Annotated in this window: 12 protein-coding genes; 7 read left to right on the forward strand and 5 right to left on the reverse strand. The window is 40.4% G+C overall.

All coding sequences use genetic code 11. The features are described from left to right. Positions 1 to 31: 31 nt before the first annotated feature. The 3 genes from hslV (at position 32) to ATS74_RS03805 (ending at position 2,327) form a co-directional block, all read left to right on the forward strand. Positions 32 to 550 carry an ATP-dependent protease subunit HslV gene (gene hslV, locus ATS74_RS03795; RefSeq protein WP_002958366.1) on the forward strand — a complete coding sequence of 173 codons (519 nt, stop codon included), beginning with the start codon at positions 32 to 34 and terminating at the stop codon, positions 548 to 550. An 11-nt stretch (positions 551 to 561) separates the two neighbouring features. Further along, the gene (gene hslU, locus ATS74_RS03800; RefSeq protein WP_058547618.1) at positions 562 to 1,890 is read left to right on the forward strand and encodes an HslU--HslV peptidase ATPase subunit; all 1,329 of its coding nucleotides are present in this window, start codon (positions 562 to 564) and stop codon (positions 1,888 to 1,890) included. A gap of 62 nt (positions 1,891 to 1,952) precedes the next feature. After that, positions 1,953 to 2,327, forward strand: a complete 375-nt coding sequence (locus tag ATS74_RS03805; protein ID WP_058547619.1) for a gamma-butyrobetaine hydroxylase-like domain-containing protein — start codon at positions 1,953 to 1,955, stop codon at positions 2,325 to 2,327. Positions 2,328 to 2,354: 27 nt separating this feature from the next. On the opposite strand, the gene ATS74_RS03810 is transcribed toward ATS74_RS03805, so the two are convergent. The 3 genes from ATS74_RS03810 to ATS74_RS03820 form a co-directional block, all read right to left on the reverse strand. After that, entirely contained in the window at positions 2,355 to 4,235 is a 1,881-nt protein-coding gene (locus tag ATS74_RS03810) for a methyl-accepting chemotaxis protein (RefSeq protein ID WP_058547620.1), read from the reverse strand. 107 nt (positions 4,236 to 4,342) lie between these two features. Next, the gene (locus tag ATS74_RS03815; protein WP_058547621.1) at positions 4,343 to 5,374 is read right to left on the reverse strand and encodes an MJ1255/VC2487 family glycosyltransferase; all 1,032 of its coding nucleotides are present in this window, start codon (positions 5,372 to 5,374) and stop codon (positions 4,343 to 4,345) included. After that, complete coding sequence (locus tag ATS74_RS03820) at positions 5,371 to 5,910, reverse strand: phosphatase PAP2 family protein (RefSeq protein WP_058547622.1); 540 nt, start codon at positions 5,908 to 5,910, stop codon at positions 5,371 to 5,373. The genes ATS74_RS03815 and ATS74_RS03820 overlap by 4 nt, the downstream gene beginning before the upstream one ends. Positions 5,911 to 6,115: 205 nt before the next feature. Here ATS74_RS03820 and rraA point away from each other — a divergent pair, with 205 nt between their 5' ends. Further along, positions 6,116 to 6,613, forward strand: coding sequence for a ribonuclease E activity regulator RraA (gene rraA / locus ATS74_RS03825; RefSeq protein WP_058547623.1), 498 nt, complete (start codon positions 6,116 to 6,118; stop codon positions 6,611 to 6,613). A gap of 1 nt (position 6,614) precedes the next feature. Next, entirely contained in the window at positions 6,615 to 7,661 is a 1,047-nt protein-coding gene (locus ATS74_RS03830) for a formimidoylglutamase (protein ID WP_058547624.1), read from the forward strand. Positions 7,662 to 7,694: 33 nt separating this feature from the next. Here ATS74_RS03830 and ATS74_RS03835 read toward each other — a convergent pair whose 3' ends face one another. Then, positions 7,695 to 9,359, reverse strand: coding sequence for a bifunctional diguanylate cyclase/phosphodiesterase (locus tag ATS74_RS03835; protein WP_058547675.1), 1,665 nt, complete (start codon positions 9,357 to 9,359; stop codon positions 7,695 to 7,697). A 123-nt stretch (positions 9,360 to 9,482) separates the two neighbouring features. Further along, positions 9,483 to 10,730 carry an imidazolonepropionase gene (hutI, locus tag ATS74_RS03840; protein ID WP_058547625.1) on the reverse strand — a complete coding sequence of 416 codons (1,248 nt, stop codon included), beginning with the start codon at positions 10,728 to 10,730 and terminating at the stop codon, positions 9,483 to 9,485. 112 nt (positions 10,731 to 10,842) lie between these two features. Between hutI and hutC the strand changes: the two genes are divergently transcribed. Next, positions 10,843 to 11,550 (forward strand): histidine utilization repressor, encoded by a 708-nt coding sequence (hutC, locus tag ATS74_RS03845; RefSeq protein ID WP_058547626.1) that lies wholly within the window; start codon positions 10,843 to 10,845, stop codon positions 11,548 to 11,550. A gap of 112 nt (positions 11,551 to 11,662) precedes the next feature. Then, positions 11,663 to 13,336, forward strand: a complete 1,674-nt coding sequence (hutU, locus tag ATS74_RS03850) for a urocanate hydratase (protein ID WP_058547627.1) — start codon at positions 11,663 to 11,665, stop codon at positions 13,334 to 13,336. Position 13,337: the final 1 nt, after the last annotated feature.

Genomic DNA, 13,337 nt, shown 5'->3' on the forward strand with positions numbered 1-13,337 from the left:
TTGCCACTGCAACTCGATGATGAGGAATAACATGACCACTATTGTAAGTGTACGCCGCGGCGACAAAGTAGTAATCGGCGGCGATGGCCAAGTTTCACTTGGCAATACCGTAATGAAGGGCAATGCCCGTAAAGTTCGACGTCTTTATAATGGCAAAGTAATCGCTGGTTTTGCTGGCGGTACTGCTGATGCCTTTACCCTTTTCGAACGCTTCGAAAGCAAACTAGAAATGCACCAAGGTAACCTAACCAAAGCTGCAGTAGAAATGGCCAAAGATTGGCGCAGCGATAGAGCCCTGAGAAAACTTGAAGCCCTTCTTGCTGTTGCCGATGAAACCGCCTCTTTAATCATTACCGGTAACGGCGATGTTGTGCAGCCAGAAAACGACCTAATTGCAATTGGCAGCGGCGGCAACTTTGCCCAATCAGCAGCTACTGCTCTATTAGAAAATACAGATTTAAGCGCTCGTGAAATAGTAGAGAAAAGCTTAACTATTGCAGGCAATATCTGCGTATTTACTAATAACTTCCAAACAATCGAAGAATTATAATAGGAATTGCTATGTCTGCTATGACTCCAAGAGAAATCGTTCACGAGCTCGATCAACATATTATTGGCCAAGCTAAAGCTAAAAAAGCAGTCGCTATTGCACTTCGCAACCGCTGGCGCCGTATGCAACTCAATGATGATTTGCGCAGCGAAGTTACACCAAAAAATATTTTAATGATTGGTCCTACAGGTGTGGGTAAAACTGAAATTGCACGTCGTTTAGCAAAATTAGCCAATGCACCATTTATTAAAGTAGAAGCGACTAAATTCACTGAAGTGGGTTATGTTGGTAAAGAAGTTGAAACCATCATTCGTGATTTAGTTGATGTTTCGATTAAAATGACACGTGAGCAACAAACTAAAAAGTTTAAGCACCGCGCCGAAGAAGCTGCAGAAGAGCGTATTTTAGATGCACTTTTACCACCAGCAAAAGATCAATTCGGTGAAACACAGCGTGATGATAATTCATCAACTCGTCAAACGTTCCGAAAAAAACTACGTGAAGGTCAGCTTGATGATAAAGAAATCGAAATTGATTTAGCGCAAGCACAGCCAAATGTAGAAATTATGGCGCCTCCTGGTATGGAAGATATGACCAACCAGCTACAAAGCATGTTTCAAAACATGGGTGGCGACAAGCGCACTAAGCGTAAGTTAAAAATTAAAGAAGCCTTCAAGCTATTAACGGAAGAAGAAGCCGCTAAATTAGTTAACCCTGAAGAGCTAAAAGAGCAGGCTATTTTTGCAGTAGAGCAAAATGGTATTGTGTTTATTGATGAAATAGACAAAATTTGTAAGCGTGGCGATTCGTCAGGCCCGGATGTTAGCCGTGAAGGCGTACAACGCGACCTGCTACCGCTAATTGAAGGTTCAACTGTAAATACTAAGCACGGTATGGTTAAAACTGACCACATGTTATTTATTGCCTCGGGTGCATTTCAAATGTCTAAACCATCAGACATGATCCCAGAGCTGCAGGGTCGTTTACCAATTCGTGTTGAGCTTGAGGCTCTCACTGCTGATGACTTTAAACGTATTCTTACAGAGCCTCATGCTTCACTTACTGAGCAACAACGCGAACTTCTTAAAACTGAGCAAGTTGATGTTGAGTTTAGCGACGATGCCATTGAGCGTATTGCTAAAGCTGCTTGGCAAGTAAACGAAAAAACCGAAAACATCGGTGCTCGTCGTTTGCATACTGTTATGGAAAGATTAATGGAAGAAATTTCATACGATGCTTCTGAAAAAGCAGGCTCGTCATTAGTAATCGATGCCGCTTATGTTGAAAAACACTTAGGTGCATTAGTAGAAGATGAAGATTTAAGCCGCTTTATTTTATAAGCTAGGCATAAATACTATACTCTAAGCCTCCACATTGGGGGCTTTTTAATGGGATATATAAAATGAAACACGTAACAAAAGTACATTATCACAGTTTAAGTAAAAACCTAGATGTTTACTTTGATGATGACAGTAAAACTATATTTAGCTGCGAATTTTTACGTGTTCACTCCCCTTCAGCAGAAGTACAAGGTCATGGCTCTGGCCCAATGAAGTTAGTACTTAATAAGCAGGCTGTAGGAATAAAAAACATAGTGCCGGTTGGTCATTATGCTCTGCGTTTAGATTTTGATGATGGCCATAATAGTGGGCTGTTTAGCTGGCGCTACTTTGAAAAGCTACAACAGCAACAAGATAGGTTATGGAGCGAATATTTAGCGCGGGTAACTGAACACGAAGAAAGTAAAGATAGCGTGCCTATAAAGTTTGTTCCTTGAACTTTATAGACCCGCACTTAAGCGTCATTACACCTTAAATTTATCAATTGCAGTAAACAGGACGCGTGCTTGCTCAGACACTTCTTCACTTGTCTGCGCATTATTAGCAGCATGTCCCGAAGCATCTTGTGCAATATCTCTTATACGTACCACGTTTTTATTTACCTCAGACGCTACCTGACTTTGCTCATCAATCGCAACGGCTATTTGGGTACTCATTTCCATAATAGTTTGTACATCTTCGGTAATAGCACCAAGTAGCTCACCCGCTTTAATTGCTTGAGACGCGCTTTCATCTCCTTGTGAACGACACTGGTGCATAATGCTAACGACCTCTTGAGTGCGTTGTTGAAGGGTATTAATAATTCCTTCTATTTCACTAGTAGACTCTTGCGTGCGCTGAGCAAGTGAGCGAACTTCATCTGCCACTACCGCAAAACCACGCCCTTGTTCTCCAGCTCTAGCCGCTTCAATTGCAGCATTAAGTGCTAATAAGTTTGTTTGATCTGCAATGGCGCGGATCACATCAAGCACTGAGCCAATGGTTTCACCGTCTTTTTCTAATTGCGATACAACACTCGATGCATTCCCTAACGAGCTAGATAAATCTCTAATATGCTTAACCGTTGAGTCAACTTCGTTACGCCCTTGCTGTGCGCTTAAGTTGGTTGACTCTGCTTTTTTAGCAGCCGCTTCAGTATTATGAGAGATATCTTGAATAGTTGCCTGCATTTGCGTAGCAGCTGTTGCTACCATGTCTGCTTCATGTAATTGCTCTTGCATACCAGAGCTTGTAGCTGCAGTACTTTCAGATAAGTGCTCAGTAGCCACATTTAGTGTATTTAAAGCAGTGTTAACTTCATTAATCAGATTTTTAAAATCACCAATTAAACTATTAAAGTCTATGGTCATAGTGGTGATTTCGTCTTTGCCTGTTTGTTCAATCATCACACTTAAATCATTATTACGACGAATATCGTTAATGGTGTGATAAACACGCTCAATAGGTACAATAATGGAATGGCTCGTAAAATAAACTAGCGCTAATACAATCACACCTGCAATTACAAATACTAAAATAGCTAAAAATTGAGCCTGCTCTACACTTTGCTCAACTTGTAACTTAGTGTCTTTAACGATTTGCGAAACAATTGCATCGCTTTTATCTACGCTATCGCGCATTACCCCAAGCGCGCCTGACTCAAGATCTAGCCCAAGTTCAGTTTGCGCCTGCACAAGTGTTTTAAACTCGCTTTGATATGTATCAATCAGAGGATTAATTTGTGTTTTATAGTCGCTTGGAAGTTGCGCTGCAGCTATCTGCTGTTTAAATGTATTAATTCCCTCGTTAAAACGCCCTAGGTACTTAATATCAAATCTCAGCATAAAATCTTTTTCTGAGCGCCTTAATTGCAGCATTGACGACAATAATTGGTAATTTTGCTGCTCTTTTAATAGTTGCTCAACTTCATGAACCGAACTTCTAAGCTTGCCATACAACCCGTCAGTAGGGGTTAGGCCTATCTCTTTTTGAAGCTTAACAACAGTTTTAAAATCATTATTATAGCTACTTATTAGTTGCTCAAAGCGCTGAACTTGCCCCTGCTCGATACCTTGTTTAGCCATCAACTGTTTTAACTTTTTTACTTTATCACTTAACTGTTCAAAATCCGTTTCAAATGCAGTTAACGCGTCTTCTTGTTTATAAAACAAAAAGTTTTTTTCATGTTTACGCAATGCTAATGCATGCACGTTAAGTTCTTCTGCTAATTGAATAGTCTTGTTTAAACTAAGGGTTGTACGTGATTCAAAAATAATCACGCATAAAAGAAGCACCATCGCTAAACCAACAACTACAGCGTTTAATTGTAAACGTCTTTTAATAGTTAAGTTTTGTAAAAAATTCATCGTAAACGCCTTTGTTAAATATGCATTTACAGTATAGCTTATTGAATGCAGCTATCTCATTAACTTAACCTTTTTTTTACTTAAATGCGGTTTTAAAAAATGTTTTATTATAGATTAACACTTCCCCATAATCCGCTATGTAATGACTGAGTATTACCCCACTGCTTTTTGAGGAGCCAATCAATTAATGGTGCAGGATCACTTGGATAGTTAATTTGCTTGTTTTGCGGTGCACTGTTCCAGTCATCAAGTGCTTGTGGGTTTAAGTAATTCATAACATGCGCCATTCCCATCGCAAGCAATGTTTGAGCGTTTGCCCCTTGTTCAAATTGCCCGTCTAACGGCTTTAATAAAAGTTTTTTACCTAACTTTAACGCCTCACTAGCCAACTCAAACCCTGCATTACCAATCACACCACTGGTGTTTGCTAAGTCATTTAAAAAACCAGTGCGAGAAGGAGATCGTAAATGTATATGCCCAATTGATTTATCCTGTGCATGTGGATGGTAACAATAAAACTCTTTTTCAGGAAAATCTTTCAAATAGTCAATAATACTATCTAGGTTCTCAAACGGTAAATACACCAATACTTTGTTCATAACAGCAACCGGATTACCATGTTCATGATTTGCAATAAACGGTGGAATAATATTGTGCGCAAAAGGTTGCCAATGTACGCCTAAATAGGTATTTGCAGGTGCATAGTTTTTAATAAGAGACTTTCTTAATATGCCACGGCCAAACATCGGTACGCTGTCTGATAAAAATGCAGCTTGATGACTTATCCCCACCACCGGTATGCCTGATCGCTTTGCAGCCCAAGCCGATACAGGTTCAAAATCGTTAAGTACAAAGTCATACTGTTTTACGTCGAAGGCTTTTATATCTCTGACTAACTTACACACTCTGGCCTTTTTAAGTGTTTGTAGCGCTTTAACTTGCCCGTTTTGAGTGCTAAACGATAAACCGCGAAATGTTTTATAGTCAGAAAACTCATGCATATCGAAGTAATCTTTATTCGCACGCCCTGAAAAAACATAATCTACGTCTATCCCTAAATCATTAAAGCGACTAGCCATAACCCGAGCGCGAGTGATGTGCCCATTGCCAGTACCTTGTACCCCATACAATATCTTCATACAGGCACCACCAGCATTAATGCACATAAGCCACATGAACTACCAATAGCTGCTCCAATAATGATATCCGCCGGAAAATGTACACCCAATACCACTCTAGACAATGCAACACCAGCAGCCCACGCAAAGAAAAGTAAGCTTAATTCAGGGAAGAAGTGGCTCAAAATAGTCGCTACCAAAAATGCAGCCGCACTGTGCCCAGACGGTAAGCTAAACTTATCGCTTGGCACAATATAGGCATTTGTTACTAAACAATCACATGGACGAATACGCGCAAAACGATTTTTGGCTAAAAAATAAATTGGCCTCTCAATAACAAAACCTAATAGTACCGTAGCAGGAAGTAATTGATGTTGTTCATTACTACTTAGCCACCACACTGCTGCACATAGTAATAAGTAAAGCGTCCCATCTCCGCTTTTTGAAAAACCAAGCGCTGCTGTTTTGAGCCATTTAGGCGAATTGTAATTAAATAAAGTTAAAAACAATTGCTCATCCATTTGAGCTACCTTTTTAAGCACACTGTTATTAGTCATCACTTACTCCTAGCTGCATAATATCTGAACACTGTTTTAGCTTAGGTGTTGTAAATAACAATTGAGTGACGCTTTTAAGACACTATTGTTGCTATTGATGATCTTGCGCGTATTTTGCTTAAATTTACTGCTATTAAGTCGTTGTTATTGCTTATAAGGAGGGTATACTGAGTTATAACCTAATGTATCTTTTGAGGATAAAATAATGGATTACAGCACTTCTGATTTATGCGATCACTTTGCCGATGTGGTTGACGTGCTTGAACCTATGTTCATAAACTTTGGTGGACGTCATACCTTTGGTGGCCGCATTAAAACAGTTAAATGTTTTGAAAATAACGAACTGATCCGTGAATTACTTTCTCAAGATGGTACAGGCTCAGTTCTTTTAATTGATGGCGGTGGCTCAACACGCCGTGCGCTTATTGATATAGAGCTTGCCGAACTTGCCTTTGAAAACAACTGGCAAGGTATTGTTGTTTATGGTGCTGTGCGCCATGTTGACGAACTTGAAGACCTAGATTTAGGTATTCAGGCTATTGCATCTATTCCGGTTGCTGCAGATAGCGAAGGCGCGGGTGAAGATGGCATAGGTGTTAACTTTGCAGGCGTTTCGTTTTTTGATGACGATTTTATTTATGCCGACAGCACTGGCATTGTTTTATCTGCTGAAGAACTAGAATTGGAAATCGTAGAAGTATAACGTGACCAGTTACTTAACAGTATATGATGAAAGCGCGGTTAAAGCTCTTTGCACTACCCGCGCAAACGAAACTAAAGCTTGGCAGTCAATGGCCCTGCTAGACACCCAAGTAAACGTTCAACAAGCACTAATAGATGCAGCTCAATTTGGCATTCGCTATGTATTACTTGGTATTTGTGAAGATATCGGTCCCAGAGCAAATTTAGGAAATAAAGGTGCCCACCAAGCTTGGCCTGCCTTTTTAAAGCGCTTTTTAAACCAGCCTCATAATCAATTTATTGCAACTCAAAAAACATTACTACTTGGTGAAGTTAATACCACTGATTTAATGCTGCAAAGTAACCCGCTAAGTGCAAAACAGCCTGAGCAATTAACTCAGTTGCGTGAACTTTGCAGGCAGCTTGATGAACGTGTAGAAGCCGTTTTAAGTTTAATCTTTAAAGCTGGTCTTGAGCCTATTGTAATAGGGGGCGGACATAATAACTGCCTAGGTATTATCAGAGCTTTGAGTAAACACAGCCAAAACCCTATCAACGCCATAAATTTAGATCCTCATGCCGATTTCAGACCATGTGAAGGCCGCCATAGTGGAAATGGCTTTACCTACGCCTATGACGAGCAGCACTTAAATAACTACCATGTAATTGGGTTACACGAACTTAAAAATAATCAGGCAACACTTGATGCAATGGCCCAAGCCAATCACAGTTTTACTAGTTATCAAGCAATTGCAGTAAGAAGAGAAATAACGCTAAGTAGCGCTGTCACTCATGCACTTAACAACACCGATAATTATGCACTAGGTATTGAGGTTGATTTAGATAGTATAACTTACATGCCAGTAAGCGCTTATAATTGCAGTGGTTTTAGTGTTGCTGATGCTGAACATTTTGTACATTTAGCCGCTAGTAATCGCCGCGCTAAGTATTTACATTTATGTGAAGCAGCGCCTAGCCAACACCCTAACGGTTTAGACGCTGGAGCTGAGCATACAGGGCAAGTATTAAGTGCGCTGACAAATAGCTATTTACAAGCTAAAGAGCAATAAACAGCGCTTCCCCTGTAAAATTATTTAAGCTAGTTACTTAGCTAAATCCATACGCCACTGCTTCAACCAACTCATCAAACCAATACTACTTAACGGATGACCAAAGTAATAACCTTGAGCGGCATACGCCTTTAAACTTTTGACAAATTTTAGTTGTTCAAGAGTCTCTACGCCTTCAAATATGACTTTAGTCTTTTGTTGGTTATGCATTTCAACCATGCCACTTACTAAGCTACGTATGTTGTTTTGATTGCTAAAATCAGCAGTAAGCGAGGGCGCCACTTTAATATATTCCACAGCCAAACTTGGTAACTTAGAAAGCAGCACAGGGTTATCACCTAAGCCATCAACACATACTTTTAAGCCAATATTATTTAACCTAGCAATCATCGCTCGGCCTTTATCATCAAGGCTTGTGAATATATGTAAAGGGCATTCAACTATTAAGTCGCCCGGCTCTAATTGATGCTCACTTATTACCGAATCTACAAATTCAACAAATTCTTCGTTGAGCATTTCAGGGCCAAACACATTAATACTCAGTGGTACAGTAATGCCTTCAATTCTCAATGCCATTGCGAGCTCTGCTGCTCGCTCTATCACAAACTTAGCTAATGGATAAGCAAGCCCTGCAATTCTTATATCATCAATAAAACGATTAGCAGATAAAATCCCCTGTTTAGGGTGCTGCCAACGCAGTAACAATTCTAAAAATTCTATCTGGCCACCGTTATTACAAATAACGGGTTGAAAATAAAGCTCAAGCTCACTAGCAAAATCAATATTAGCAAGCTCTTTTAAGCGCGCCTGCTGCTCTAGCTGCTCTACCATCATTTGCTGATGATAAGGCACTACTTTTCGATTTGGGTGGCTATCAAGGGCAAGATAAGCAAACGATATTAAATTATCAAAGTTATTGTCTTGTTCATCACAATTTACATAACTAGCACGGGCTTTTACCTCTACCGTACAGTTAGCTACATTAAAAGGCTTAAGCGTTGCCCCTAATATTTGCTCAATCACTATTTCATGAAAGTGTTTTTGATTTGCTAAGCTACAAATGAATGCAAAGTTTAATCCGCCTAAATGGGCTAGCTTTTCATGAGTGTTTATAGGTACTATTTCATCACTTACTAATAATTCTTTAATTCTATTAGCAGTTTGCGCTAAAAGAATATCGCCAAAGTCGCGGCCTATATGTTGGTTAACTTGCTCAAACCCCTCAAGGCGAATAATAACTAAAGCTGCGTTTATTTGGTTGTTTTCACACCAATGGTAGTAACCTTGGCGTAGCTGCTTTTTATTCGCAAAAATAGATAATGGCGATTCTTCAATAAACGCCTCATCAATACTTTGAGGTTCTATAACAACCTCTTTTACTGCACTTTCGTCATTTAAAAAACCAACGATGGCTAATAATAATATGGCAACTACAACCCAAAAAAGTGGTACTTCTAATAATAGATGAGCCGAAAATAAAACAACAAATAATAGCCCGGCAGCAGCACTGACAATAATCATGCTCCAGTTATTTCGCTCAAAAGCCTGCCACAAATGAAAGCAAAAACCAAAAGCCAGCAAAATAGCTAACCAAGCCGCACCACTACTTAAAATGGCTAATCCAACCACTCCAGTGCACAAATAACTAAATTTAATACTGATATTTTTAACCGAAAATAACGTAGCGATCATCGCCATTAAAAGCGAACCACTAAAAAAAATCGGAAAGTTACTGTCAGTCAAAATACTCAAGCTTACGCCACTCCATTAGCTATAAAATTCAATAAAAGCATGTTAATTATGAACAAAAATAATACAAAACTAATTAATTCTACCCAAAATCCATAGATTTAACAGTTTATTTACGCCAAATTGGTAACTTAATTGCGATGGGTGGCCTATTTGCCAATGTGCAATATCAGCCCTTGCTCCTACTTTTAGCACGCCCCTATCATTTAAACCAAGTGCTAATGCCGCATTGCGCGTTACACCTGCAAGCGATTGCTCTGGTGTTAACCTAAACAAAGTACACGCCATATTCATCATCAACTGTAGCGAGCATAAAGGTGAAGTACCCGGGTTAAAGTCACTCGCAATGGCAATGGGCACTTTGTATTTTTGTAATAACTCAATGGGAGGTAACTGAGTTTCTCGTAAAAAATAAAATGCACCGGGGAGTAACACAGCAATAGTCCCTGCTTGCGCCATTGCTTTTACACCATCCTCATCAAGGTATTCAATATGATCAGCCGACAAACCTTTAAATTTGGCCACCAGCTGTGCACCACGCTGATTAGATAGCTGCTCTGCATGGCATTTTATTGGTAGGTTATGCTTTTTAGCGGCTTCAAACACTTGCTCGGTTTGTTCATAGCTAAAACCCACATTTTCACAGAATACATCAACAGCATCTGCAAGGTTATTTGCAACCACTTGCTCAAGCATATCGGTGCAAACTAAATTAATAAATTCATCAGTACGCCCTTTATACTCAGGTGGTAAAGCATGCGCCCCTAAAAAGGTGGTTATAATATCAATAGGATGATGTTCACCCAATAAGCGGGCTACTTCGAGTATTTTAAGCTCATTTTTAACATCAAGCCCATAACCTGATTTAATCTCAACAGTTGTGACTCCTTCAGCAAGTAAGGTGTTTAAGCGATCTTTACCATCAACAAAGAGTTGCTCACGATCAGCTAAGCGCGTGGCTGCGACTGTACTTGCTATACCGCCACCTTGAGCAGCAATTTGCTCATAGCTTACACCCTGCAAGCGTTGTTCAAATTCTTGTGAGCGAGAGCCCGCAAATACTAAGTGTGTATGGCAATCTATAAGCCCTGGCGTTAACCACTGTCCTTTAATACTGAGTGTTGGTGTTGCAAATACATCAAAACTTGGTAAATCAGATTGCTTACCTAACCACGCAATCTTGCCATTTTTTATGGCCAAGGCTGCATTTTCTATTGATCCATAAGGAGCATCTATAGCGGTGTCCATAGTGGCAATATTGGCATCAGTAATTAGTAAGTCGATGTCACCTAGCTCATTGTTTGATATTTTATTTTGCATATTCAACTCCTTAACTTGCTTAAAATACAGTCTAACAACCCATCTTGTATATACAAGGCAATTGTGTCATCTTAACTAACATTGTTTATTATAAATACAGCTCACTTTTTCAATGACAACACCTAAATTTGCTCAAATAAAACAATTTATTGTCGATAAAATTAAAAATGGATCGTGGCAAGAAGATCAGCGCGTTCCTTCAGAAAATGAGTTAAGCAGCCAATTTAGCGTTAGCCGTATGACAGCACGCCGTGCTTTAAGCGAGCTTACCGATGCGGGCATTTTAACCCGCAGCCAAGGTTTAGGTACGTTTGTAGCGAGTTTTAAATCGCAGTCATCATTACTGGAAATAAAAAATATTGCCGATGAGGTCAAAGAGCGTAATGGCCGCTATAGCTGTAGTGTACATATTCTCGAATCTATTAATGCTGTCGCGCCTATTGCAATTGCACTTGGGGTAGAAATAGACAGCGTGGTTTATCGCAGCGTACTTGTACACAACGAAAACGAAAAACCACTGCAAGTTGAAGAGCGCTTTGTAAACCCTGAGCTTGCAAAAGATTATTTGCAGCAAGATTTTACATTACTCACACCTCACGAATATTTATCGAACGTGGCTCCACTTACACAAGCCCGCCATACTGTGGAAGCTATTATGCCAAATAACGAAATGTGCCAATGGCTTAATTTGTATAACGAAGAACCTTGTCTACAAGTAATCCGCCGTACATGGTCATCCAAAGGCATTGTTAGCTTTGCACGACTTGTATCGCCTGGGAGTAAATACCGCTTAGGTGGGCATTTAACATTTAAAAAATAACCTGAATGCAAAATAAAAAATTATATCAAGCACAGTTCAGATTAAATATAAAAACGCTTTAAAAGGCGTTTTTTAAAAGCCGATTACCTTGTATATACAACAGGAGTAAAATATGGACAGTCGATTAGATAAAACACGTATAATACGTGCTCCCCATGGCGATAAAATAAGCTCTAAGAGTTGGCAAACGGAAGCTGCTAAACGCATGCTAATGAATAATTTAGACCCTGATGTTGCTGAGCATCCGCATTCACTGGTGGTATATGGTGGAATTGGTAGAGCGGCGCGCGACTGGCCTAGTTTTGATAAAATTATAGACACACTCGATAGACTCGAAAACGACGAAACCCTCCTTATACAATCGGGTAAACCGGTAGGCGTATTTAAAACCCACAGCAATGCACCTCGCGTCCTTATTGCCAATTCAAACTTAGTACCACATTGGGCAAATTGGGAGCACTTTAACGAGCTCGATAAAAAAGGGTTGATGATGTACGGGCAAATGACGGCAGGCTCTTGGATTTACATTGGCTCGCAAGGCATAGTACAAGGCACCTACGAAACCTTTGCTGCTATGGCAAAACAACATTTTTCTGGTAACGCAAAGGGTAAATGGGTATTAACCGGCGGGCTTGGCGGTATGGGTGGTGCGCAACCATTAGCTGCAACAATGGCAGGCTTTAGCGCTCTGGTAGTTGAATGTGACGAAACCCGTATCGATTTTCGAATTAAAACGGGCTACGTTGATGCTAAAGCAACAAATCTTGAACATGCACTGCAATTAATTACCGATGCCTGTGTAAAAGGTGAAGCGTTATCGGTGGGTTTACTCGGTAATGCAGCCGACGTATTTACAGCTCTTGCTGCCAGCGATATTACTCCCGATATTGTAACCGACCAAACCTCAGCACACGACCCTCTCAATGGCTACTTGCCACAAGGTTGGAGCATGGAGCACGCGGCTAAAATGCGAGAGCAAGCGCCACAAACAGTTGTAAAAGCCGCTAAACAATCAATGGCTGTGCAAGTAAAGGCTATGTTAGCGCTACATAAAGCTGGGGCTGCAACAACCGATTACGGTAATAATATTCGCCAAATGGCATTTGATGAAGGCGTAACTAACGCGTTCGACTTCCCTGGCTTTGTACCTGCTTATATTCGCCCTCTATTTTGTGAGGGCATAGGTCCATTTAGATGGGTTGCACTTTCGGGTGACCCAGAAGATATTTACAAAACTGATGCTAAAGTAAAAGCACTCATCCCCGATGATAAACATTTGCATAATTGGCTAGATATGGCACGAGAGCGTATTCAATTTCAAGGATTACCTGCACGCATTTGCTGGGTAGGTTTAAAAGATAGAGCCCGCCTTGCCATCGCTTTTAACGAGATGGTTAAAAATGGCGAACTCAAAGCCCCTGTAGTTATTGGCCGCGATCACCTCGATTCGGGTTCTGTTGCCAGCCCCAACCGAGAAACCGAAAGCATGTTAGATGGCTCAGATGCTGTATCAGATTGGCCATTACTTAATGCTTTATTAAACACCGCTGGCGGTGCTACCTGGGTATCACTGCATCATGGCGGCGGCGTAGGAATGGGATTTAGCCAACACTCTGGCGTGGTTATTGTTGCCGATGGTAGTAATGAAGCAAAAGAGCGAATAGGGCGCGTGCTTTGGAACGACCCCGCCACAGGCGTAATGCGACATGCCGATGCAGGTTACGACATTGCAAAAAATTGTGCTAAAGAACAAAACTTAGATTTACCTATGCTAAACAAGGAATAGT

This window comes from Pseudoalteromonas sp. H103, assembly GCF_001469205.1.
Taxonomy (GTDB): Bacteria; Pseudomonadota; Gammaproteobacteria; order Enterobacterales; family Alteromonadaceae; genus Pseudoalteromonas; species Pseudoalteromonas carrageenovora.